Annotated in this window: 19 protein-coding genes; 14 read left to right on the plus strand and 5 right to left on the minus strand. The window is 71.9% G+C overall.

The features are described from left to right. The first annotated feature begins 49 nt into the window (after nt 1-49). From ACFYM6_RS15560 to ACFYM6_RS15570, 3 genes are all read left to right on the plus strand, one after another. Nucleotides 50-1,066 carry a TauD/TfdA family dioxygenase gene (locus tag ACFYM6_RS15560; protein WP_387275879.1) on the plus strand — a complete coding sequence of 339 codons (1,017 nt, stop codon included), beginning with the start codon at nt 50-52 and terminating at the stop codon, nt 1,064-1,066. Beyond that, a complete protein-coding gene (locus tag ACFYM6_RS15565; protein WP_387275881.1) occupies nt 1,063-6,360 on the plus strand; it encodes an amino acid adenylation domain-containing protein in 5,298 nt (1,765 codons plus the stop codon). Before ACFYM6_RS15560 ends, ACFYM6_RS15565 begins: the two co-directional genes overlap by 4 nt. 74 nt (nt 6,361-6,434) lie before the next feature. Next, complete coding sequence (locus ACFYM6_RS15570) at nt 6,435-7,610, plus strand: trans-sulfuration enzyme family protein (protein ID WP_387275882.1); 1,176 nt, start codon at nt 6,435-6,437, stop codon at nt 7,608-7,610. 10 nt (nt 7,611-7,620) lie between these two features. Here ACFYM6_RS15570 and ACFYM6_RS15575 read toward each other — a convergent pair whose 3' ends face one another. Further along, nucleotides 7,621-8,997 carry an FAD-dependent oxidoreductase gene (locus ACFYM6_RS15575; RefSeq protein WP_387275884.1) on the minus strand — a complete coding sequence of 459 codons (1,377 nt, stop codon included), beginning with the start codon at nt 8,995-8,997 and terminating at the stop codon, nt 7,621-7,623. A gap of 353 nt (nt 8,998-9,350) precedes the next feature. On the opposite strand from ACFYM6_RS15575, the gene ACFYM6_RS15580 reads away from it, so the two are divergent. Next, nucleotides 9,351-11,501, plus strand: a complete 2,151-nt coding sequence (locus tag ACFYM6_RS15580; RefSeq protein WP_387275885.1) for a sialate O-acetylesterase — start codon at nt 9,351-9,353, stop codon at nt 11,499-11,501. Between the two features lie 105 nt (nt 11,502-11,606). On the opposite strand, the gene ACFYM6_RS15585 is transcribed toward ACFYM6_RS15580, so the two are convergent. Both ACFYM6_RS15585 and ACFYM6_RS15590 read right to left on the minus strand, forming a co-directional pair. Beyond that, the gene (locus ACFYM6_RS15585) at nt 11,607-12,257 is read right to left on the minus strand and encodes a CatB-related O-acetyltransferase (protein ID WP_387275887.1); all 651 of its coding nucleotides are present in this window, start codon (nt 12,255-12,257) and stop codon (nt 11,607-11,609) included. A gap of 38 nt (nt 12,258-12,295) precedes the next feature. Then, the gene (locus ACFYM6_RS15590) at nt 12,296-12,910 is read right to left on the minus strand and encodes a TetR/AcrR family transcriptional regulator (RefSeq protein WP_387275889.1); all 615 of its coding nucleotides are present in this window, start codon (nt 12,908-12,910) and stop codon (nt 12,296-12,298) included. Nucleotides 12,911-12,975: 65 nt separating this feature from the next. Here ACFYM6_RS15590 and ACFYM6_RS15595 point away from each other — a divergent pair, with 65 nt between their 5' ends. The 7 genes from ACFYM6_RS15595 (at nt 12,976) to ACFYM6_RS15625 (ending at nt 17,225) form a co-directional block, all read left to right on the plus strand. Further along, nucleotides 12,976-14,247, plus strand: a complete 1,272-nt coding sequence (locus ACFYM6_RS15595; RefSeq protein ID WP_387275891.1) for an FAD-dependent oxidoreductase — start codon at nt 12,976-12,978, stop codon at nt 14,245-14,247. Nucleotides 14,248-14,519: 272 nt separating this feature from the next. Next, nucleotides 14,520-14,729, plus strand: coding sequence for a hypothetical protein (locus ACFYM6_RS15600; protein WP_387275893.1), 210 nt, complete (start codon nt 14,520-14,522; stop codon nt 14,727-14,729). 81 nt (nt 14,730-14,810) lie between these two features. Next, nucleotides 14,811-15,140: an ArsR/SmtB family transcription factor gene (locus ACFYM6_RS15605; RefSeq protein WP_387275895.1), complete on the plus strand. Its 330-nt coding sequence runs from the start codon at nt 14,811-14,813 to the stop codon at nt 15,138-15,140. Then, nucleotides 15,140-15,874: a cation transporter gene (locus ACFYM6_RS15610; RefSeq protein WP_387275897.1), complete on the plus strand. Its 735-nt coding sequence runs from the start codon at nt 15,140-15,142 to the stop codon at nt 15,872-15,874. Before ACFYM6_RS15605 ends, ACFYM6_RS15610 begins: the two co-directional genes overlap by 1 nt. 8 nt (nt 15,875-15,882) lie before the next feature. Next, nucleotides 15,883-16,215 (plus strand): DUF3703 domain-containing protein, encoded by a 333-nt coding sequence (locus tag ACFYM6_RS15615; protein WP_387275899.1) that lies wholly within the window; start codon nt 15,883-15,885, stop codon nt 16,213-16,215. A gap of 52 nt (nt 16,216-16,267) precedes the next feature. After that, entirely contained in the window at nt 16,268-16,837 is a 570-nt protein-coding gene (locus ACFYM6_RS15620; RefSeq protein ID WP_387275901.1) for a Chromate resistance protein ChrB, read from the plus strand. Next, complete coding sequence (locus ACFYM6_RS15625; RefSeq protein WP_387275902.1) at nt 16,830-17,225, plus strand: YkvA family protein; 396 nt, start codon at nt 16,830-16,832, stop codon at nt 17,223-17,225. The genes ACFYM6_RS15620 and ACFYM6_RS15625 overlap by 8 nt, the downstream gene beginning before the upstream one ends. A 142-nt stretch (nt 17,226-17,367) precedes the next feature. On the opposite strand, the gene ACFYM6_RS15630 is transcribed toward ACFYM6_RS15625, so the two are convergent. Then, complete coding sequence (locus ACFYM6_RS15630; protein WP_387275904.1) at nt 17,368-18,636, minus strand: ROK family protein; 1,269 nt, start codon at nt 18,634-18,636, stop codon at nt 17,368-17,370. A gap of 285 nt (nt 18,637-18,921) precedes the next feature. On the opposite strand from ACFYM6_RS15630, the gene ACFYM6_RS15635 reads away from it, so the two are divergent. The 3 genes from ACFYM6_RS15635 to ACFYM6_RS15645 all read left to right on the plus strand — a co-directional run bounded on the left by ACFYM6_RS15635 (nt 18,922) and on the right by ACFYM6_RS15645 (nt 21,919). Then, nucleotides 18,922-19,398: a hypothetical protein gene (locus ACFYM6_RS15635; protein WP_387275906.1), complete on the plus strand. Its 477-nt coding sequence runs from the start codon at nt 18,922-18,924 to the stop codon at nt 19,396-19,398. After that, complete coding sequence (locus ACFYM6_RS15640; RefSeq protein ID WP_387276035.1) at nt 19,352-19,930, plus strand: sugar phosphate isomerase/epimerase family protein; 579 nt, start codon at nt 19,352-19,354, stop codon at nt 19,928-19,930. The genes ACFYM6_RS15635 and ACFYM6_RS15640 overlap by 47 nt, the downstream gene beginning before the upstream one ends. 558 nt (nt 19,931-20,488) lie before the next feature. Next, a complete protein-coding gene (locus tag ACFYM6_RS15645; RefSeq protein ID WP_387275908.1) occupies nt 20,489-21,919 on the plus strand; it encodes a PQQ-dependent sugar dehydrogenase in 1,431 nt (476 codons plus the stop codon). Between the two features lie 138 nt (nt 21,920-22,057). Here ACFYM6_RS15645 and ACFYM6_RS15650 read toward each other — a convergent pair whose 3' ends face one another. Next, nucleotides 22,058-23,920, minus strand: coding sequence for a DUF2207 family protein (locus ACFYM6_RS15650; protein WP_387275910.1), 1,863 nt, complete (start codon nt 23,918-23,920; stop codon nt 22,058-22,060). Nucleotides 23,921-23,922: the final 2 nt, after the last annotated feature.

Consider the following 23,922-nt stretch of genomic DNA (forward strand, 5'->3'; position numbering starts at 1 on the left):
GAGTGAGCCGGGTCTGCGAGCCCCGCAGCCGCGAACGAAAGGTGCTGCCGTGAGCGGGCCGGGGCCGCGTCGTCGCGGTATCAGCACGGTCGCCTCGCCGGTGTCCCGGCGGGTGCTCGTGGACGAGGAGTTCGTGCTGCTCGTCGAGGCCACCGTGCCCGACCTCGACCTGGCCGGCTGGCTCGCCGGCCGGCGCGAGGAGCTGCTGCCGGACCTGGACCGCTACGGGGCCGTGTTCTTCCGCGGCTTCGAGGTGGGCACCGCCGACGACTTCAGCCAGGCCGCCCGGGCGGTCAGCCCGGACCTGCTCGGCTATTTGGAGCGGGCCGCCCCCCGCCACGAGGTCGCCGACCGGGTGTTCACCTCCACCGAGTTCAACGCCGAGCAGTGGATCCCGCTACACCACGAGATGTCGTACTCGCACAACTGGCCCACCTACCTCTACTTCTGGTGCGCGCAGCCGGCCACCGGCGACGGCGGGGCCACCCCGCTGGCCAGCGAGCGGGTCATCACCCCGTTGATCCCCGCCGACGTGCGGGAGCGGTTCCTGCGCTCCGGCGTCTGCTACGTGCGCAACTACGGCCCGCACCTGGACCTGCCCTGGCAGGAGGCGTTCCAGACCACCGACCGGGCGGAGGTGGAGGCGTACTGCACCGCCTCGGCGACGGAGTTCACCTGGCTGGGTGGGGACGGGCTGCGCACCCGGGCCCGGCGGCAGGCGGTCGCCACACACCCGCGTACCGGAGAGATGGTCTGGTTCAACCACGCCCACCTGTTCCACGTGTCCAACATGCCGGCGGAGGTGTCGGGCGCGCTGCTGCGCGAGTACGGCCCGGACGGGCTGCCCCGCAACGCGTACTACGGCGACGGCGAGCCGATCCCCGACGAGGTGGTCACCGGCATCCGCGAGCTGTACCGGCAGCACGCCGTCTCGGTGCCCTGGCAGCGCGGCGACGTGCTGGTCGTGGACAACTTCCTGGCCACCCACGGCCGGGAACCCTTCAGCGGCGACCGGGAGATCCTCGTCGCCATGTCCGACCTCTATGTCAACCGGAGCGAATTGTGAACGGATACCGTCTGTCGCCGATCCAGCGCCTGGCCTGGTCCGGGAAGCAGGACCTGATCCGGGCCCGGGTCCGGCTGCACCGGCCGCTGGACCGGGCGCGGTTGCAGGCCGCCGTCGACACGGTGGTGGCCCGGCACGAGGCGCTACGGCTGACCCTGGTGCACCACCCCGGCCTGCGGGTGCCGTTGCAGGACGTGGACGACAACCGCGCCGTGGTGATCGGCGCCCAGGGCGACCTGTCCGTCACCCTCACCGACGACGTCCTGGAGTTGACCGCTACCCCGCTGATCGCCGACCCGGCCAGCCTTCGGCTGGTCCTCGCCGACCTGGCCCGGGCCTACGCCGGCGAGGCGCTGCCGGACGCCCCGGAGGCCCTGCAGTTCCTCGACGTCGCCGAGTGGCAACTCGAGGAACGGGAGCAGAACCCGGCCGCCGCGCCCACCACCCCGGCCGCGCGGCTGGTCACCCCGCACGGCGACGACCCGACGGCGGTGGTCACCGCGACGGTGCCCGCCGCTGCCCTGGCCGATGCCGCCCGGTCCGCGAATGTCGAGCCGGCCACCGTGCTCCTCGCCGCCTGGGCCCTCGCGGTCTCCCGCCGTGCCGAGGCGCCGGACGGGGCCGATGAGGCGGACCTGGTGCTGGCCCGGTGGAGCGACGGCCGCCAGGCCGCCGGCACCGCCGAGGTGGTCGGACCACTGGGTGGCTACGGCCCGCTCCGGCTGGCCCTGCCGCTGCCCGCCGCCCCCGCCGACCTGCTGGCCTGCGTCCACGCCGCCGAGACCGCCGCCGACGACACGTTCCACCTGGTCGAACCGGTGGACGAGCAGTCCGAGGCGGTCGCCGGGTTCGCGGTGCTGCCCACCGTGGACCCGGCCACCGTGGCCGGCCTCGACGGCGCCGCCGTGGCGGTGGCCGACCCGCCGCCGGCCGACGGCCCGCAGCTCACCGCCCTGACCGCCGGCGACCAGGTCACCCTGCGGGTGGTCGGCGGGCAGTGGCTGCTCGACGCACTGCTGGCGATCCTGCGGACCCTGCCCGCCGCGCTCACCGCCGCCGCCCCACTGGCTGTACTCGGCGACGGGGCGGCCCGCTGGCTGGCCGACGCGGCCGGGAGCACCACCGAGACGCCGGGGCGAACCCTCGTCGACCTGCTCGACGCGGGCCTGGCTGGCATGGACCCCGACGCCGCGGCGGTGGTCGCCACGGACGGCGCGTACACCGTCGGTGAGCTGCACGAACGGGCCACGCGGGTGGCCGGCGCGCTGGCCGCGCGGGGACTGTCCGGCACCCCGGTCGGGGTGCTGGCCGCCCGGTCGCGGGACACCGTCGTGGCGTTCCTCGGCGTGCTGCGGGCCGGGGCGGTGTTCGTCCCGCTGGACCCGGACGCCCCGGCGCAGCGCCTCGCCGCCCAGGTCCGCGCGGTCGGCGCACAGGTCGTCGTCGGCGTCGGCGGCCCGGCGACCGTGCCGGTCGACGAGCTCGCCGCGGCCGGCGGCCAGCCGCCCGCCGCCGTGCTGGCCCCGGCCGACCCGGCGTACGTGATCTTCACCTCCGGCTCCACCGGCACGCCCCGCCCGGTGCAGGTCTCGCACGGCGCCGCCGCGCACCTGGCCGATGCCCTGGAGCGGACGGTGTACGCGGGCAGCCGGCCCGGGCTGCGGGTGGCGGTGAACGCTCCGCTCACCTTCGACGCCTCGATCAAGCAGCTCGTGCAGCTCGGCCACGGCCGCAGCCTCTACCTGGTCCCCGAGGACGTCCGGCGGGACGGGGCCGCGCTGGCCGCCGCGCTCGCCGACCACGACGTCGACGTGCTCGACCTGACCCCCGCCCAGCTGCGCATCCTGCTCGCCGGGGCGGGCGACACCCGACTGCCCGGCCTGCTGCTGCTCGGTGGCGAGGCCATCGCGCCGGACCTGTGGGAGACGGTGGCGGCGCTGCCCGACGTCCGCGCGGTCAACCTCTACGGCCCGACTGAGTGCACGGTGGACACCAGCGCGGCTCAGATACGCGCCGGGGACGCCCCGACCATCGGCCGGCCGCTGCCCGGCGTCGCGGTCTGGGTGCTCGACGGGCAGCTGCGGCCGGTGCCGCCGGGCGCGGCCGGGGAACTCTGCGTCAGCGGGCCGCAGCTCGCCGACGGGTACCTCGGCGACCCGGACGCCACCGCACGGCGGTTCGTGCCGGTGGCGCTGCCGTCCGGCCGGACCGAACGGGTGTACCGCACCGGCGACCGGGTCCGCTTCGACGCCGACCGGCGGCTGCGCTACCTGGGCCGCCTGGACGACCAGGTGAAGATCCACGGTTTCCGGGTGGAGCCGGGCGAGGTCGCCACCGTCCTGCGCGAGCACCCGGAGGTCGCCGACGCCGCCGTGGTGGCCCGCGACGACGACGGGCACGGCGACCGGCTCGTCGCCTACGTCCGGCCGGGCCGCCCAACCGGGACCGCAGCCGTCGACGTCGAGCGGATCGCCGGGATCAACCTGCACGAGACCCGCTACCTGTACGACGAGATCTTCGTCCAGCAGGTCTACCTGCGCGACGGTATCGTGCTGCGGCCCGGGGCGACCGTGCTTGACGTGGGCGCGAACATCGGCATGTTCTCGCTGTTCGTCCACACCGTCTGCCCGGACGCGGCGATCCACGCGTTCGAACCGGTGCCGTCGGTCGCCGACGTGCTACGGCGCAACGTCGCCGAGTTCGGCATACCGGCCACGGTGCACGGGTTCGGGCTGTCCCGGACGGCCGGGGAGGTGTCCTTCACCTACTACCCCGGCTACTCGATGATGTCCGGCCACGCCGCGTACGCCAACCCGGCCGCCGAGGTGTCGGTGATCAAGCGGTACCTCGCCAACGAGCGGGACGCCGGCGCCGACGAGCGCGACGTCCTCCTCGGCCGGGTCGACGAACTGCTGGCGGAACGCTTCGCCGGCCAGGAGCTCACGGTGCCGGTCCGGCCGCTGTCGGCCGTGCTCGACGAGATCGGCCCGCAGCGGATCGACCTGCTGAAGATCGACGTGCAGCGCGCCGAGGCGGACGTGCTCGCCGGGCTGGCGGACCGGCACTGGCCGCGGATCGCGCAGGTCGCCATGGAGGTCCACGACGCGGCCGGCACCGACACCGAAGGCCGGCTGGCCGAGCTGGTCGCGTTCTTCGAGGGCCACGGCTTCGACGTGCTCACCCGGCAGGACGACCTGCTCGTCGGCACCGACCGGCACACCCTGCACGCCGTGCGCCCGGAGTACGCCGCCGATCCGCGCCCGCCGGTGGTCGTCCCGGCCGGGCCGGCGGCCGGCCCGCTGGCGGAGCGCCTGGCCGGCTGGCTGGCCGACCGGCTGCCGGCCCACCTACTCCCGGCCGCCGTGGTGTTCCTCGACGAGCTGCCGCTGACCCGCAACGGCAAGCTCGACCGGGCGGCGCTGCCCGCACCCCGCCTCGACCGGCCTCGCGACAGCGCGGCGGTGACGCCCGCCAACCGGGCCGAGGAGATCCTGGTCGAGGCGTGGCGCGAGGTCCTCGGGGTGGCGAACTTCGGCGTGACCGACAGTTTCTTCGCTCTCGGCGGCGACTCCATCCGCAGCATCCAGATGCAGGTCGCGGCGAACAAGCGGGGGCTCTCCTTCCGGCTCGGCGACATCTTCACCTACCAGTCGATCAGGGAGCTCGTCACGCACGGGCAGATCACCCTCGACGGGGCCTCCGCCGAGCCCACGGCTTCCGGCGCGGCCGAGGAAGCGGAGCGCTTCGCACTGGTCGCCGCCGCCGACCGGGAGCTGCTGCCCGCCGGGCTCACCGACGCGTACCCGATGACCGCCCTGCAGCAGGGCATGGTCTACCACTGCGAGCTGACCGGCGACCCGGCGATGTACCACAACGTCACCGCGCACCGGATCGCGGCGCCGCTGGACGCGGCGGCACTGCGCCGCGCGCTGGCCGGCCTGGTGGCCGCCCACCCGGTGCTGCGGACCGGGTTCGCGCTGGGCGCGTACTCGGAGCCGTTGCAGCTCGTGCACGCGGACGTGCCGGTCGAGGTGCCGGTGACGGACCTGGCCGACGCCGACCCGCAGGCCCGCCGCGAGCGGGTTGACGAGCTGGTGGCGGAAGAGCGGGTACGCCCCTTCGACTGGGCCCGCCCGCCGCTGCTGCGGCTGCACGCCGTCCGCGAGGACGCCGACGGGTTCACCCTGATCGTCGCCGAGTACCACGCCATCCTCGACGGCTGGAGCCTGCACCTGTTCCTTACCGACCTGCTCGCCGCGTACGACCGGGAGCGGGCCGGCAGCGCCCGCCCGGCCCGCCCCGGCCTGCCGTTCCGGGAGTACGTGGCGGCCGAGCGGGATGCCCTGGCGGACCCGGTCACCCGCCGGTTCTGGCTGGACGGCCCCGGCGCGGTGCCGCCGCTGCTGCTCGGCGGCCCGGGCCCGCGGACCACCACCACCCGGCGCGTGCCGCTCAGGGTCGGCACGACCGACGTGGTCACCGAGGCCTCGCAGGCGGCCGGCGTGCCGGTGAAGTCCTGGCTGCTCGCCATCCACCTGCGCCTGATCGGCGAGCTGGCCGGCCGCAACGACGTGGTCAGCGGCCTGGTGGTCGGCGGCCGGCCGGAGGGGGACGGCAGCGATGCCACCCTCGGCCTGTTCCTCAACACCCTGCCGGTGAGCGTGCAGCTGGGCGCCCGGTCCCTGGCCGACCTGGCCGCCGAGGTGTGGCGGGCCGAGCGGGAGCTGATGGCGCACCACCGCTTCCCGCTCGCCGAGATAGTCCGCGCCGGCGGGGCCGGCCCCCGCTTCGACCACTTCTTCAACTGGACCCACTTCCCGAACGGGCCGGCCGATGGCGGCAGTCGCATCGTGGACAGTCGGGGCAGCACGGTGGACGTGGCGTTCAGCCTCGCCGTCGACGCCGCACTGGACGCCGACACCGGCCGCCTCGCCCTCACCGTCCAGTACGACCACCGGCACGTCCCGGCAGACCGCGTCGACACCTTCGCCGACGGCTTCCGCCGCCTGCTGGCCGCCGACCCGGCCGCACCGCTACCCGCCGTCGCACCAGCGCTCGACGACGACGCGCGGACCAGGTGGGCGGCCCGGGTGGCGGCGGCCTGGCAGGAGGTGCTCGGCATCGCGCCGAGCGACCCGGGGACCGACTTCCTGGCCGCCGGCGGGGACTCGCTGCGCGCCCTGCGGCTGGTCACCGTGCTGCGACAGCGCCACGGCAGCGACCTCACCCTGCCCGAGTTCGTGACGCTGGGCAGCTACGGTGCGCTGGTGGACCGGGTGGCCCGTTCCGCCTGACCCCTGATCAGCGGCCGACCGGGCCGGCCCGGGCCGGCCCGGTCGGCCGTTCCCGGCTATCGAGAGGAGCACCGTTGACCGGCCTCAGCACCACTGCCGTGCACGGCGACGACGGCCTGAACCCCGGTGGGGCGGTGGCGCCGCCGATTGTGCAGAGCGCGACCTTCAGTGCCGAGTCCGACGAGCGGTTCACCGCGATCGCCACCGAGACCCGGGGCAGCACCTTCTACACCCGGTACGGCAACCCCAACCACGCGCAGGTGGCCGCCGTGGTCGCCGAACTGGAAGGCGCGGAGACGGGTCTGGTCACCGCCTCGGGAATGGGCGCGATCAGCACCGTCGCGCTGGCCCTGCTCTCCGCCGGCGACCACGTGGTGGTGCAGCGCAGCACATACGGCGGCACCACCTCACTCACCACCGGACTGCTGCCCCGCTTCGGGGTCTCCTGCACCCAGGTCGACCAGACCGACCTCGGGGCGTTCGAACGAGCCATGCGCCCGCAGACCCGGCTGGTGCTGGTCGAGACGCCCAGCAATCCGCTGCTGGAGCTGACCGACCTGAGGGCCGTCGTGGAGTTGGCCCATGCGGCGGGCGCGCTCGTGGTGGTCGACAACACCTTCGCCACCCCGGTGAACCAGCGTCCGATGAGCGCCGGAGCGGACCTGGTCTGGCACAGCGGCACCAAGTTCCTCGGCGGCCACTCCGACGTTTCGGCGGGAGTGGTCGTCGGCGCCGCCGAACTGATCGAGCGGGTGTGGCAGACCGCGATCGTCACGGGCAGCACCCTCGGCCCGGTCGACGCCTGGCTCCTGCTACGCGGCATCCGTACGCTGCCGCTGCGGGTCGAGCGGCACAACAGCAACGCCGCCACCCTGGCCCGGGTCTTGGAGGGTCACCCGGCGGTGGCGCGGGTCCGCTACCCGGGACTGCCGTCGCATCCCCAGCACGCGCTGGCCCGCCGGCAGATGACCGGCTTCGGCGGGGTGCTCAGCATCGACCTGAAGGCTGGCCGGGCGGGCGCCGCCGCGCTGCTGGCCGGGCTGGGGCTGGCCAAGCGCGCGGCCAGCCTGGGCAGCGTCAGCACCCTGGTGGTGCACCCGAGGTCGATGTGGGCGGGAATCGTGGACGCCGAGCAGCTGGCCGCCAGCGGTATCGGGGACGGGCTGGTCCGCGTCTCCACCGGCATCGAGGACACCGCCGACCTGGTGGACGACTTCCTGGCGGCGTTGGACAAGGCGGCCGAGCTTTAGCCGGACCGGATCAACGTGCCCGCCGGCTCGCGCGCAGGGCACCGAGTATCACGCCGGGTGTGGCCAGCGACCGTGGGTGTGCCCGCATGGAAACGACCTCGTTGAACCGCCGCGCGGTCGTCACGTCCGTGACGGTCGCCGTGACGATCTGCCGGCTCACCCAGCTGGAGAACCGGTACCCACGCGGGTAGGGCCCGTTGACGTGCGGCAGCGCCAGGTCGGCGGAGGTCGACGTCGACCAGGCGGCGTCGACCACCACCTTCTGCAGGGCGAAGAACCGGCGCGCGGGCGCGCCCAGATCCGGGCTCGACCGCAGGTACGCCGACAGGCAGGCAGCGTGCAGGGCGGCCGCGGTCATCCCCTGCCCGTACACGGGGTTGAACGACGCGACCGCATCACCGACGCTGACGACCCCGGCCGGAAACCGCTTCAGCGCATGAAAATCCCGTCGCCGGCTGTCCGCATGACGGTAGGTCTGGACGTCGCCGAGCAGTTCGCCCCCGGCGACCTCGCCGAACTCCGGTGGGAACTGCTCCCGCAGCCGGCGTACGAAGTCGTCCGCGGTCCGCCCCGGGCGATTCTCGCCGTAACCGGCCATCATGGCCATCCACCGGCCATCCTCGACCGCGAAGAACGCCGCGCCGGCCACGTCCGACGACATCCCCGGACTGTGCAGGGCCAGGACGACCGCGAGTTCCGGGTTCGCCTCACGGCGTCGGAACAGGGCGGTGGCGTAGTTCAGGTGCACGGGCATCCGCCGCGCGACGGGCCGTTCCCAGCCGGCCTGCTCCAGCCACTCGGACAGCCTGCTCGACCGCCCCATCGCGTCCACCACGAGATCACCGGACTCGACGCCCGGCATTCCGCCGACGTCACAGCGGACCCCGGTGGTCACGGCGCCGTCGCAGACGAGACCCGTGGCGCGGGCGTTGACTGCCTTGACGTTGGGCAGCCGCAGCACCTGCTGACGGATCAGCCCTTCCAGCAGCGGCCGGCTCCCCGCCAAGCTGTCGGCGTCATCGGGTACGACAACCTTCCGGCGGCCGTCGAGGTAGTTGCGCCTGGCCGCCGGTGGAGCCTCGATCGCGCCTTGGGCCAGTGCCTGTTCGCGGAATCCCGGGAACAGCCGCTCGAGCTGGAGGAAGCCGCCGGGCAGCAGCGCGTGCAGTTGGGTCCCCTGCGGCACACCGGGCCGCTCGCCGGACGCCTGCAGGTCGTCCCGGTCGATGATGACGACGCTCTCCGCGTGGTCGGACAACACCCGGGCGGCCAGCAACCCGGCGACGCTGCCACCGAGCACGAGCGCCTTGCCCATGATCGGGACCGCCTGATCGGGTGGTCGCACCGCGTTCAGCGCGGCGAACACCCGAGCCGGGGAGCGGAACATCAAGCTCTCCAAGGGATACGAGGTGTGGCACCTTCCCGTGCCAGCGCAAGGCCGTACGTGGGCCAACCGGCCGGACGGCAGGTCGGCATGACGCCCGACGATCGTTGCACAAGCGCCGAGGCAGCGGCCATCGCGTCCATTGCGGCAGCAGACCGCAGGCACCCGGGAGCCATCCGGGCAAGGCAGGCCCCTGTGGACGTAGCCGGTCGCCCGCTGGTCGCCCCAGAGGGCGCCTCCGTCGCGAGGATCCAACCATTCACCGCAATGACATTGCGACGCATAAATGTCCGCTGCTAGTCATGGGGCACGTCGTTCCGGCGGCGCGAACTACGACCTTGCTGGAGGTACGAGTCATGCCCCGTCCACACTTCTCCCCCGGGCTCCGCGATGCGGCGCCACGACTGCGCGGCGTCGCCCTCGTTGCGGCCGGCCTACTGCTGCTGTCCTCGATCGCGGTGGTGTCCGGACCGGCGGCCGCCGCCAGTCCGACGCTCGCTGTCGACCGGGCGGTCGACGACACGGCCTGCTCCGCGAACGTCGACGGCACGGCCGATTTCACCCCTGTCCTCTCGATCGACCTGCCGACCCGGGCGAGTTGGCTCAACCAGACCCCGCCGTACACCTTCGACCGCACCGACGCGGTGGCGGCCGGCTTCGACCGGGTCGGCTACTGCCTCGAGCTGGACGGCGTGACGGGCCCGCAGTGGGTCTGGACGGCCATGGAGCCCTTCACCGCGGACGCGCACCGCCTCGGCCTGCCGACCCGCACCGGGGAGATCACCCGTCAGCGGGTGAACGACCTGGACGTGGCCTCCAACGTTCCCGGCGTCACCACGGGCACCGGCCTGGCCGGCTATCTGGAGATGTGGCCCAACACCTACAGCACGGGCTCGTCCCGGCAGATCTCCGGTGCCTCGTCCACCAGCTACGATGCCGACGACACCGTCAACGCCTCCGGCGGGTACGGGTCGTTCCAGGTGCACCAGGTCGGCGCCAGCCGCCCCTCGCCGGACGCGCCGCGCACGGTACTGGCGGTCAACACCTTCACGTCCACCGGCGCGGCGCTCTCGCTCGGCATCGGCTCTGCGCCAATCGGTCACCCGGACTGGACGTTCGCCGGCAACGCCGGCACGTTCACCCAACGGCGGCTGACCGTCTACGCCCGGTCCTCCGTGCTGACCTTGAACCAGCACCCGCAGGACCGCCAGTTGTATCCCCGGGACGCCGCGAACGGCGCCACCGTGCCGGTGGCCGGAGCAGTCACCGACCCGCGGGTCAAGGCAGTTCAGCTCACGGTCACCAGCGGCGACGACGAGTGGACCTACACGGCCCCGGTCACCGACCGGCGCGACTTCTCGTTCCGCCCCCGCATCGACGCCACCTTGCGCGACTACCGGTTCGCGCTACGCGCGCTGGGCGCCCAGGTGACCCGCCGGGTGGCCGGATGGGAAGGCATCCTGGCCGGCGACGTCTACGTCATCCAGGGTCAGTCCAACGCCGTGGCGGCGACCTACCAGGGCTCCTCCGCCGGCGAGGAGTCGCCGTTCATTCGCAGCTACGGGTCTCCCACGGCCGATCCGGTCCTGTCGGCGGCGGACCGCCGCTGGAACTACGCCGGCAGCGAGGTCACCAACCAGCCCGGCTCGATCGGGCAGTGGGGCATCCGCATGGCCCGGCGCATCGTGGACACCTATCAGGTCCCGGTGGCCATCCTCAACGGCGCCCACGGCGGCCAGCCGATCTCGTTCTTCCAGCGCAATGACGCGGACCCGGACGACATCCGCACCAACTACGGCCGGCTGCGGCAACGCCTGGTAGGCGCCGGGGTGCTGGGCGACGTCCGCGGGCTGCTCTGGTATCAGGGCGAATCCGACAACGACCAAGCGGCCGTACACGTCACCGGTTTCACCGCGCTGCTCGACGACTGGCGAGCTGAGCTGGGAGCCGACGTCGCCGAGGGGACCCGGTACTTCGTCTATCAGGTGCGCACCTCGCCATGCAGCAACAGCACCACCGGCGCACTGCGGGAGGCGCAGCGGCAGATGGGCGACACGCTCGGCGTGACCTTGCTGTCGACCAACGGCCTCTCGGGCCACGACGGCTGCCACTACGCCTGGGAGCAGGGCTACCGGGAGATGGGCGACCACACGTTCGCGGTGGTGGCGCGCGACCTCTACCACGGACCTGCTGAGGGGGTCGCCCCGCCGAACCCGAGCACCGCGGCGTTCTCGAACCCCGAGCGCACGGAGATCACCATCCAGTTGCGCCGCGACGACCCGCTGACGGTCGAGCCGGGTTCGGCGGCGGACTTCCGGGTCAACGGGACCGCGGTCACCGTGACCGATGTCGAGTACGTCGCCGGCGGCCAGCTGAAGCTGACCCTCTCCGCGCCCGCCGACGGCGCGACGGGAGTGAGCTACCTCAGCCATCTGCGGGCCGGACCCTGGATCGTCAACGCGACCGGCAGCGGTCTGCTGACCTTCCACAACCTGCCGATCACCTGACCGGCCCCCAGGCAGGCGGGACGTGGTCGCCGGCGACCGCGTCCTGCCTGCCTACCACGATGGAACCATGGGCGCCGGCCGAGCTGACCTCCTCGATGCGTGCCGCTACCGCTGTCCGGGGTTCGCGGCTTCCAGATCGTCGAGGCTGCCGGCCATGATCGTGCGGAGGTGCTCGGTGATGTGCTCGATCGGCCAGTCCCACCAGGCCAGCGCCAGCAGGCGGGCGACGTCCTCCTCGGCATAGCGGCGACGGATGAGCCTGGCCGGGTTGCCGCCGACGATGCCGTAGTCGGGCACGTCCTCCACCACCACCGAACCGGAGGCGATGATCGCTCCGTTGCCGATACGGACGCCGGGCATCACCGTGGCGCGGTAGCCGAACCACACGTCGTTGCCCACCACGGTGTCGCCCCGTCCGGGCAGGCCGGTGATCAGGTCGAAGTGCTCGGCCCAGGAACCAGCCATGATGGGGAAAGGAAAGGTCGACGGACCGTCCATCCGGTGGTTGGCGCCGTTCATGATGAACCGCACGCCCGTGCCCAGCGCACAGAACTTCCCGATGACCAGCTTCTCCGGCCCGTAGTGATACAGCACGTTACGGGTCTCGAAGGCGGTCGGGTCTTCCGGGTCGTCGTAGTAGGAGAACTCTCCGACCTCGATCAGCGGAGACGTCACCAACGGCTTCAGCAGCACCACACGCGGCTGCTCGGGGATCGGATGGACAACGCTCGGATCGGGAAAGATGCTGTCAGCCACGGTTCGCTTCCTCATCGGCTACGGCCTTTGCGGATCGGTCACAGGGGCTTGGCCAGCCGCGCGACGAGGCGTTTGAGTTCTTCGCCGTACCCGGCGAGAAACTCGGGAGAGTCGACGGGCAGTCCGGTGAAGTCCTCGGCGAAGTGGGCCAGCAGGGTCGGCGCGAGCGCCGCGCCGAAGAGGGCCAGTTGCAGGTAGGCCGGATCGAGGTCCTCGGCGATCTCACCGGCGGCCTGACGTCGGCGCAGGTCGTCGACCATGGACCGGCGATACTGCTCCGCGCCCTCTTCGCGGTCGCCTTCCAGGGCCTGCCAGATCAGCAGCCGGACCCAGTGCCGCTGCGCCGTTCCGGCCTGAAGGAACGCGGCGACCACCTCGTCCAGCGGAGCGTCCGGGCGGTTCAGCTCACCGCTCAACGCACGCCAGCGTTCGATGAGGGCGCGATACAGCCCTTCCTTGCCGTCGAAGTAGTACGAGATCAACTGCTGGTTGACGCCGGCCCGGCGGGCGATGGCGCTGACCCGAGCGCCGGCGTAACCGTGCTCACCGAACTCCACCAGCGCGGCATCGAGAATCCGCTCCCGGGTGCGCTCAGCATCCCGTTTCCGCTCCAGACCGGACGGGGAACGACGAGGTCTCGACTCCTCAGGCATGCTCCTGATCCTATCAATCAAACAGATGGTTGACAGAGTCAGATGCAAGGGTGATTCTGGGAGACATGACGAGCTTTTCTGTGATGATCATCGGCGGCGGGATCGGCGGACTGGCCCTGGCCCACGGGCTGCGCCGAGCCGGCATCGAGGTCAACGTCTACGAGCGCACCCTCGAACGCACGGACTGGCTGCAGGGCTACCGGATCCACATCAACCCGGCCGGCGCGCACGCCCTGCACAACTGCCTTCCCCCGGACGCGTGGCTGTCGTTCCTGGCCACCGTCTCGACCGGTGACAGCGGCTTCGGCTTTCTCACCGACCAGTGCACGGAGCTACTCGGGTTGACCGAGGCCGAGATCAACCCGTCCACCGACCCCACCAGCCGCCACTACGGCGTCAGCCGGATCCGGCTCCGCGAGATCCTGCTCGACGAGCTCGACGACGTCGTACACCTGGGCAGGAACTTCCACCGCTATGAGCTCGACGGCGAGCGGGTCACCGCCCACTTCGCCGACGGCACCACCGCGACCGCCGACCTCCTGATCGGCGCGGACGGCGCCAATTCCCGCGTACGCGGCCAGCTCCTCCCGCATGCGCAGCGCCTTGACACCGGCGTGCTCGCGGTGGCCGGCAAGTATCCGTTGGCCCCCGAACGGGCGTCCGACCTGCCGCCCGCCCTGCGGACCCGGGCCAACATCGTCGTCCCCCGTGGCCGTGGCTCACTCTTCACCGCGGTCTGGCAGCACGATCGCGTCGACCGGCCGGCCGCCGGGCGCTCCGGTACGCCGCCGTACGACGACACCGACTACGCGTTCTGGGGTTTCGCCGACGCTACCGACGGGTTCCCGCCGGACTTGGAACATCAGGACGGCGCATCGCTGCAGCAGGTCGTCACGGAGCGCATCCGTGGCTGGTCGCCCGCGTTCCACCGGCTCATCGCCGGAAGCGATCCGGCCACCCTCCACGCGATCCGGGTGAAGAGCGCCGCCCCGGTCACACCCTGGCCGACCGGCCGCGTCACGCTGCTCGGCGACGCCATCCACAACATGACCCCGATGGCCGGCGTCGGCGCGAACACCGCGCTGCGCGACGCCGACCTGCTCCGACGCACGCTGATCGCCGCCCACGCCGGCGAGGTCCCACTCCCGGCCGCGATCTCCGGGTACGAGCGCGAGATGCTGCGCTACGGCTTCGCTGCCGTGAAGCAGTCCCTGCGCAACGCCCAGAACGCCGCGAACTCGACCCTGCTCGGCCGGGCAACCTTCCGCACGGTCCTGCGTCTGACCGCGGCGATCCCACCCATGCGCCGCCGCATGGTCGCCAGCCTGGGCCGCTGACCTCGTCGCGTTCCCACCAGCGGCGAATACCCGTGGTCGCCGCACGCGTCGTAGCGTGGGCAGCCGACGGCCGCACCGCTCCATGTATGCGGCCCGGTGATGCATCGCCTGGTAGGAGTGGAGGGCCGCGGCGGACGCGTCTTTCCGCCCGGACGGCTCGTCGATCCTTCCCCGACGAGTCGTCCGGTCTCGGCGGCGACTTACGCGGAGGCAGCATGGCGTCCCGATCGCAGAATCCACCACCGAAATGGCCGGTGCTGAACTCTCCCTCGGTGCCCAGACGAGCGCGGGAAGGGAGCCTCCCCCGCCGCCCATCCGTCGAGCCGCGCCGCGCCGATCGGCGGTGGGCCTACCTGCTGGTCGGCGGGTTCACCCTGCTCACCGGCTGCCTCGCCGTGCTGGTCGTCACGGTCGGCGGCAAGCCTGCGCATACCGCGTCCACCACAGCGGTGCATGGCGCCCCGCACAGATCGTCCGGGTGAGCCGCAACCGGGGTACGGCCCCGTGATGCTGCGGCCGGTGACCCAGCCGTTTGATACAGCGTTTGATGTACTATCGGTGGCGTGGAGACGCTGACCCACGGGCAGGTGCTGGCGCGGTTCGGCCACGCCCTGTCCGATCCGACCCGGGCACGGCTGCTGCTGGCCCTGCGCGACGGCCCCGGCTACCCGGCCCAGCTCGCCGACCTGCTCGGCACGACCCGGCAGAATCTGTCCAACCACCTGGCCTGCCTGCGCGGCTGCGGCCTGGTCGTGGCCGCTCCCGAGGGCCGGCGCACCCGCTACGACCTTGCCGACGCCCGGCTCGCGCACGCCCTCGGCGACCTCCTCGGTCTGGTGCTCGCCGTCGATCCGGCCGCCTGCCCCGACGCCGACGCGAAGAGCTGCTGCTGATGACCCTGCCGCTGATCCAGACCCCGGCCGGCCCCTCGCCGGCCCGGCGGATGGTCCTGGCCCGCCGCGTGCGACTGCTCGTCGCCGCCACCATCACCTACAACGTGGTCGAGGCGGTCGTGGCGATCAGCGCCGGCACGATCGCCTCCTCGACCGCGCTGATCGGCTTCGGCCTCGACTCGGTCATCGAGGTCTCCTCCGCCGCGGCAGTGGCCTGGCAGTTCGCCGGCCGCGACCCCGAGGCCCGGGAGAAGACCGCCCTGCGCATCATCGCGGTGTCGTTCTTCGCCCTCGCCGCGTACGTCACCGTCGAGTCGGTCCGCGCCCTGCTCGGCGGCGCCGACGCCGACCACTCCCCCGTCGGCCTCGTGCTGGCCGCGCTGTCCCTGGCCGTCATGCCCGGCCTGTCGTACGCCCAGCGCCGCGCCGGCCGGGAACTCGGCTCCCGCACCGCGGTCGCCGACTCCAAACAGACGCTGCTGTGCACCTACCTGTCCGCGGTCCTGCTCGTCGGACTCGCCCTCAACAGCCTGCTCGGCTGGTCCTGGGCCGACCCGATCGCCGCACTCGTCATCGCCGCCGTCGCCGTCAAGGAAGGCCGCGAAGCCTGGCGCGGGGACACCTGCTGCGCCGTCCCGGGGGCCGCCGCGTCCGCCGCTGCCGTGCCTTCCGAGGATGGCGATGCCTGCGGCTGCCGGCCCGGCTACTCCTGCTGCTCCGGCGGCGACCGGTGAGGCGGACAATGCCGGCGGCCGTCCGGGCCGCCTTCGACGCCGAACTGGCCACGGCCCGCACCGCCACCGACCGGGCGGTCGCGTGGCGGGCGGCGGAACGGGCGCACATCCTCTCCCAGCCCTGGCCCTGGCCGCACACGGTCGTGCACGCCGCCATGCTGCGCCGCGCGCTGCGCGAGCGCGACGTGGTCGAGGCGGTCGGTCAGGTCGTCCGGCTCGCCGTCGCCGGCCCCGGGTCCGCCACCGGCCGTTACCCGGAGGGCAACACGGGCCGCGCCCGGGTACCGCTGACCCAGCCCATGCCGGTGCCCGACGACCTGGCCGCGCTGCTCGCCAGGTGAGCACGCGATCCAGGGGGACTCGGTTGATGTAGCGGCTGTTACACTCGCCTACGTGGCGAGCGATTCTCTTGGCTGGCTGGTCGCCGTGATCCGGCTGCCGGCCGGCCCGTCCCGACACCGGGTAGCGGTCTGGCGAGAGCTGCGCCGGGTCGGCGCCGTCCCGGTCAGCGGCGGCGTCTGGGCAGCACCGGCGGCTCCCGTGTTCGCGACCGGCCTGGACCGCGTCGCCGAGTTGGTCCGCCGGGCGGACGGCCGGATGCTCATGCTCGACGCCACCCCGCACGACGACAACAGCCGGAGCAGCCTGCTCGACGAGTTCAACACCGCGCGGGCCGACGAGTGGACCGAGTTCACCTCCGAGTGCGACAAGTACGAAGCCGAGATCGCCAAGGAGCGACGCATCGGCAAGCTCACCGTCGCCGAACTCGACGAGGAAGAGCAAAGCCTGGACCGGCTACGCCGCTGGTTCCGCGAACTCAAGGCCCGCGACATCTTCGGCGTCGCCGCCGGCGTCCAAGCCGAAGACGGCCTAAAGCGCTGCGCCGAGGCGCTCGACAGCTACGCCACCGCCGTCTACCAAGCCGTGCACGCCCCGCTCGGACAGGAATCCCCCCATGCATGACTGGCTACTCGCCCTGGCCACCGCGATCGCGCTGCTGCTCGCCTCGTGGGCGCTGCTGATCCTGCTGGCCCGCCGGCTCCCACCGGGCACCCTGCGCGACCTCGCGGCCTTCATCCCCGACTGCGTCACCACCGTCCGACGACTCCGCAAGGACCCGCGGGTCCCCCGCCGGGCGAAGATCGCCGTGCTGATCGCCGGGCTCTGGGTGGCCAGCCCCATCGACCTCATTCCCGAGTTCCTGCCCGTCATCGGCCCCCTCGACGACATCGTCGTGGTCGCCCTGGCCCTGCGCTACGCCGGCCGGCAAGTCCCCCGTGACGTGCTCCTGGCCGCCTGGCCCGGTGAACCACGACTCATCGAACGACTTCTCGGCCAGCCGTCAGCCTGACCCCGAACACCGGGGAAGCCGACCAACGACGTGCTGTTACGCCGGCCGCACCGGTCGAGTGAGCTACCCGGCACACCCACGCGCGACAGCATCGTGGACGGTGTGCAACGCGCTGAAGCCTCGGATTCGGGGCCGTCAGCCCTCAGCCGCCGACTGCCAGCGGAGCCGACGACGCGCTGGCGAGTGCCTCGTCGACACGATCGGCGGCGAGGGCGTGCCGGATCACCATCGTCGCCGCGCCGATGACGCCGGCCTGGATGCCGGTCGTCGCCGGCACGATCTGCAGGTGGCCGGTGGCGAGCGGGAGCGAGCGGCCGTAGACGACCTCGCGCACCCCGGCGATGAGGCTCTCGCCGGCCTGGACGAGTGAACCTCCGATGACGACCAGATCGGGGTTGAGCAGACTCACGCACGTCGCGAGGACCTCGCCGATCGTGCGTCCGGCCTGACGGACCGCCTGTGCGGCAGCAATGTTGCCGCCGCTGACCAGGCCGACGACGTCGCTGTTCGTCATCGCCGGGACCCCGGCTGCGGCAAGCTCCCTGATGATCGCGCGGCCACTCGCGACGGCCTCCAGACACCCGGTGTTGCCGCATGTGCAGAGGACGTCGACGGCGTGCGGGGTCGCCACGTGACCGAGGTCGCCGGCCGCCCCGACCGCGCCGCGGTGCAGGCGCCGACCACTGATGATTCCGGCGCCGATCCCGGTGGCGACCTTGACGAACAGGAGGTGCTCGACCTCCGGGTGGGCCATCGCGTGCTCGCCGAGGGCCATGATGTTGACGTCGTTGTCGACGAGGACTGGCACGTCCCAGTGGCGCCGCACGTGTCCGGGCACGTCGTAGCCGTCCCAGCCCGGCATGATCGGTGGGCGCATCGGCCGGCCGCTCGAGTGCTCGACCGGGCCCGGCAGGCCGATCCCGATGCCGACGAGGTCGTCGAGCTGCCGACCCGCCTCGTCGAGGAGCCGTCGGGTCGTCTCGACGACCCAGTCGAGGACCGTGACCGGCCCTGCCGAGATGTCGACGCGCTCGGCGACCTCGGACAGCGGTTGACCGGTGAGATCGGTGAGCGCGATGTTGCCGTGCGTCGCCCCGAGGTCGGCGCCGACGGCGACGCGAGCCTGCGGGTTGAAGGCGAACCGGGCCGGCGGGCGACCGCCTGTCGAGGCCGCCTCGCCGGAGGGTGCGAGCAGACCGCTCGCGAGCAGGGCGTCGATGCGGGCGCTCACTGTGGACCGGGTCAGCCCGGCGAGTTTGGCCAGCTCAGCGCGGGTCCGGGGCTGCCCGTCACGAAGGAGTTGGAGCAGTTCGCCGGCGCCGGGGACGCCCGAGCCAGGTCCGGTGTACGCGCCGGCGGCGACCGCGCCACGGTGGACGGACGCAGGTGGCGCGGCTGCGGGCGGGGGCACGGTCGAAGTGAAGCACACGACGGGCCGAGGCGCGACTTGTGCGTCCCGGACGCCAGGCTTTGGCTTGGTCGGCCACCGACTTTTGTATTGGCCTCGCCAGACTTCTGCCTACCTCTTGTTAAAAGTTTTCCCGTCGCCTTATCGTCCGAGGCGGCGCGCGTCTGGCGCTGCCCGAACCCATGAGTCGCCGGGTCGATGCTCATCGACCACGGCCCTGAGCGATCGCGCTCGGTCGAGGAGGCCTGAGCCGCGCGGAAGGAGTGATGTGTGATGGGAGAGTCATCGATGTGGAGTCGCCGGGCGCTGTTCGGAGCTGGGGCGGGTGCGGCGGCGACGGCGGCGCTGGCGGCGGTCGCAGGTCCGGCGTCGGCCGCCGGCGATGACGCTACGGCGAGCATCGGTAACGGCGGACCGCATGTCATCCCCAAGGACCGAATCGGGCTGCAGGTCTTCACCGTTCGGACGCTCGTACCGACCAGCCTCGAGATCGGAGGCACGTTGAAGGTCGTGGCGGAGGCGGGTGTGAAGGAGATCGAGCTCGCCGGCACGTACTACGACAAGACGACCGTGGAGATCCGCTCGATCGCGGAGTCGCTGGGCATCCGCGTCGCGAGCAACCACTTCGGCCCGCGAAGCCTCGACGCGCCGAACCCATGGGCGACGGCGCAGGGCCGGCGCCCAACTGTTCCAGGAAGCGCACTCGCTCGGTCTGCCCATCGTGGGGACCGGAAGCACGATCGGGATCGTCAACGAGTTCACTGAGGACTCGTTCCGGGCCATGGCGGACCTGTTCAACGAGTGGGGAGAGGACGCCGTAAGGAACGGCTTTGACGGGTTCTTCTTCCACAACCACGACCGGGAATTCGCGATCGTCAACGGGCGGCCCCTGTTCGACATCCTCCTCGAGGAAACCGATCCCCGCTACGTCAAGTTCGAGGTCGACCTCGGGTGGGTCTCTGTTGCCGGGGAAGACCCCTATGAGTACCTGCGCAGGCACCAGAGCAGGTTCCCGATGTTCCACATCAAGGACATCAGGTGGGACCCCAACGGTCCCCGCGTCGCGGCCGCCGGAACGGCCAACGCGGGCAGGCGGTTCGGTTTCGCGGACCTCGGCAAGGGTGACGTCGACTGGGTCCGGACCCTGTCGGCGCTCAAGGACCTCCGCGCGCACCGGTACTTCATCGAGCACGACGACGCGGGCAATCTCAGCCTCAATCCGGCTGGCGCCCCCAACACCGTGTGGCGTGGCGCCAAGCATCTGTCCCAGCTGACAACCCGGCCAGGGCGCCGCTGACGTTTCAGGCAGTCGAGGCACCCGGCCACCTTGACGGCATCGACGACACGCTCGGCATCGATCACCCTCAACCGGATGTCTCCACGCCGGCCGGAGCAACCGGTGGCCGTGACGTGGTCGCCTCCGTCGAAAATTTTCGATCGAGAGTGAACCGAGCGCGGCCGGGGCGCGTGCCTTCCGGTGGGACCCGAGGTCCTGGCCTTTCTCCGGCGACCTGTCGGTGAGTGCCGACCTCGGGCCCGGCCGGGCGTCCAGTGGTCGCGAAGCCCGGCCGTCACCAGCGGGTTCGTCCGGACGTAACGGCCCGCCTGCGCCGCCGTTGGACAAAGGGGGTCACTGCACCGAACGACACCATGCGGCGGCAGTCGGGCTTCGCGACCGGTCGACGTCGTCCGCGGAACACTCTTCACCACTCGGGCAGGAAGGGAACCTGGCATGCACGCACGACCTCGCCGCACCGTCGTCCCACGCCGCCAGACCATGGAAGCACCGAATGGATCACCTGGCGGGAGCGTGGCACCGACGCGCGCCCGCCGCCAACCGCGAACGATCATCGCCATGCTGACCCTGGCGGCATCCGGACTGTCCATGACCGCGGGTGCCCCAGCGAACGCCGAGCCGGGCGGACCGACGATGCTCGACCGGAAGCTGGCGGTGCACACGGCCGCCACCGGGTTGGTCAGCCCCACCGGCCTGGCTTTCATCGGCGACGACGACATGTTCGTGCTCGAGAAGACGACCGGACGGGTCCAGCGCGTCGTCAACGGAGCCATCGCCAGCACACCGCTGGACCTCGCCGTCAATGCCGGCTCCGAGCGAGGCCTGCTCGGGATCGCCCTGCACCCGGACTTCCCGACGAATCCTGGGGTCTACCTGTACTGGACGGAGAGCACGACCGGCAGCGACACCACCGTCCTCAGCGAAACCCCCCTGCTCGGCAACCGGGTCGACCGGTTCGTGTGGAACGGCAGCACACTCACCTTCGACCGCAACCTGATCCGGATCCGCGCCCGTCAAGAGGACGCCGGCCAGCCCGCACGCGCCAACCACAACGGCGGGGTGATCAGCTTCGGCCGTGACGGAAAGCTGTACACCTTCACGGGCGACCTTGGTCGGCGTGGCCAGCTGCAAAACCTCACCTGCGGCCCGACCGCCGCCTGCCCGGGGCCGACCGTGCCCGACGACCAGTTCGGCGGACCGGCACCAGACGACGCCCACCTCAGCGGCGTCGTCCTGCGCCTCAACGACGACGGCACGACGCCGACCGACAACCCCTTCTTCGGGCCCGGCGCGGCCATGGGCGGCGAGGTCGGCGCCACCGTGCAGAAGATCTTCTCGTACGGCCACCGCAACGGATTCGGCATGGCCGTCGACCCCGCCACCGGCGATGTGTGGATCCAGGAGAACGGCGACGACAGCTTCAGCGAGATCAACCGGCTCGAGCCGGGCATGAACGGCGGCTGGGTCCAAATCGCCGGGCCGGTGCAGCGGGTCGCCCAGTTCAAGGAGATCGAGACGACGTTCGGCGGGCGGAACCTCCAGCAACTACGCTGGCCGCCCAGCAACATCGCGGACAGCCCGCAGGAGGCGCTCGGCAGGCTGTTCATGCTTCCCGGGGCGCACTACAGCGATCCCGAGTTCAGCTGGAGGTGGGAGGTCGCCCCTGGCGGAATGGGCTTCCTCAACAGCCGTGCGCTCGGGCCAGAGTTCCAGGGTGATCTGTTCATGGGTGCCGCGACGGCCGCCCTCAACGGGGGCTACCTCTTCCACTTCAACCTGACCGGCAACCGTCAGAAGATCGCCGTCGACGACCCTCGGCTGGCAGACCGGGTGGCGGACAACCTCGCCAAGCACGAGATCACGGAAAGCGAAAGCCTCCTGATCGGCCGGGACTTCGGCGTCGTCACGGACATCGAGACCAGCCCGGACGGCAATCTGGCCGTCCTTTCGCTGACCAACGGCGCGGTCTACACGATCTACCGGCGCTGACGATCAGCAAACCCGAGGGGTGACCCGCCTGTCCGCCGTGCCGGACGGGCGGGTCATCCGCTCGTTGCCGAGGCCTTCGAGCTGGCCAAGAACGCGATCAAGGAAGTCGAGGCGCGGAAGCCATTCGGCGCGGTTCGCTCATGCCCGCAACCGCCCCACCGCTAGCTTGAGCAGGACCGGCAGTGCGGCATCGCGGCCCCTGGCGGCCGGGAGCAGGGCCACCTGCACGGTGCTGCCGTCGACGCGGGCGGCCGCCGCTGGCCCGCGGGTGAACGCGGCGTCGCCGACGCCGGGCAGTGGCGTTCCCTGGCTCGCCGTCCGCCACGCCATCGAGCCGAGCACACCGTGCGCCGTGACCAGCATGAGGATCGGGCCCTCCGGAGCGGAGAACTCGATGATCCCGCCCGGCCCCATCATCGCCCTGGCGGTGACCGGCGACGGCCACTGCAGGGCGCCGGCGACCTCCTCGGCTTGCAGCAGCGAGCCGTTGCGGGTCAAGGCCGGGACCGCGCCGCCGCCCTGGCCGGGCCGGTCGAGCGCGGCGAGCACCAGGTTGTCGGTCGGTACCTCCGGCTGAGGACCGTGTCCACTCCCCCGCTCAACGACGCCTATCGCCGTGACGCGCCGGGACCAGGGCCGGACGGTCAGCTGGATCGTGTCGCCGGTCGCGCAACTGTTCGCCAGCGCCAGCGGCAACCCCCACGCCACGGTGCGGTCGCTGGTGCCGTCATCGACCGCGAGGTAGTACAGAATCGGCTGTGGGCTGCTGTTGTCGCTGCTGGAGTTCTGCGTCCGCCACAGGTCGGTCCAGAGGACCTGACCGGTGATCGTCTTCGGCGTGGCGAGGTCGATGATCGTACGCACGACGGTATAGCAGCCGTTGACCACCAGCAGCGCACCGGTGACGGTGATCAGGGCCGAGGTGAGGCCGGCGAACGAGGCGAAGGCGCTGGCCGACACCGCGTCGATCTGCATCGCGATGTCCACGACGACGTGACCATAGCGGGCGATGGCGTAGCCGATGACGGCCAGCAGGACGCCGCGGAACAGCAGCCTCGGTGCGGTCTCCCCGTATCGTCCACTGCGCGGATACCGCACCCGTACCCGGTGCCACGAGCCGCCGAAGGTGGACCAGACCCGGGTGCGGTCGCCCATGCCCATGTCGATGACGGTGCTCGCCGTGCGGGTCGCCCCGAGCGCGGCGCCATAGGCGAGGTAGCGATCCCAGAGGCCAACGGCGGCCGGGGGCAGATCGGCGAACGCCTCGTGCCCGCGCAGCCAGTCACGCACGCCCATCCATCGGCTCGCGGCCTGCCGTCCCGCGGCGGTGTCCCGCTCCCCGTTGTAGCGTCCGGCGAACGTCGCCAGCAACGCGAAGCTGATCACGTACGCCCCGATGGTCGCCCCGATGTCGTTGCCGCGCTTGTCCGGCGTACGCATGGCGAAATGACCGAAGCCGTAGGTGATCCCGGCTGCGGCGACAGCGGCCACGATCACCAGGAGGACGACGATCGCCGGACCGAATCGGCGGCGCGACAGGCCGCGCACCCGACTGTCGGCGACGACCTCCCTGTGCAGCGCCTTCCACCAGGACTTCGCCGCCTTCTCGTCGCGGAACGTCATCGCGGTCAGGGGCACCACGCCGTCCACGGCCAGCTTCACGACCCGCTCGTAGACCCGCTTCTCGTAAGCGATCAGCCCGGTCGGGACGGTGCCCGTCAGGTGGACCGTCGTGTGGTGCGGGTCGTTGTCGGGCTGGCGGAATTCGAGGTAGCCGCGGGCGCCCAGATCCAGCAGCGTCGCCTCGGCGGCATCCTCGGTGACCTGCCAGCCGGTGCCGAGCAGGCTCGCCACGGCGGGCGGTTCCTCGGGCAGATCCGGCGAGGGCGGCGCGGCGTGGATGCCACGCGGCCTGGTGATCGACAGCATCAACGCGTACGCGCCGAAGAAGAGCGCGAGGGACGCACCGACGGCACCCAGCTCGAGGACGGCGGGGCTCATGG

Origin of the sequence: Micromonospora sp. NPDC006431, assembly GCF_042870725.1 — a bacterium.
In the GTDB taxonomy this organism is placed as follows: Bacteria; Actinomycetota; Actinomycetes; order Mycobacteriales; family Micromonosporaceae; genus Micromonospora.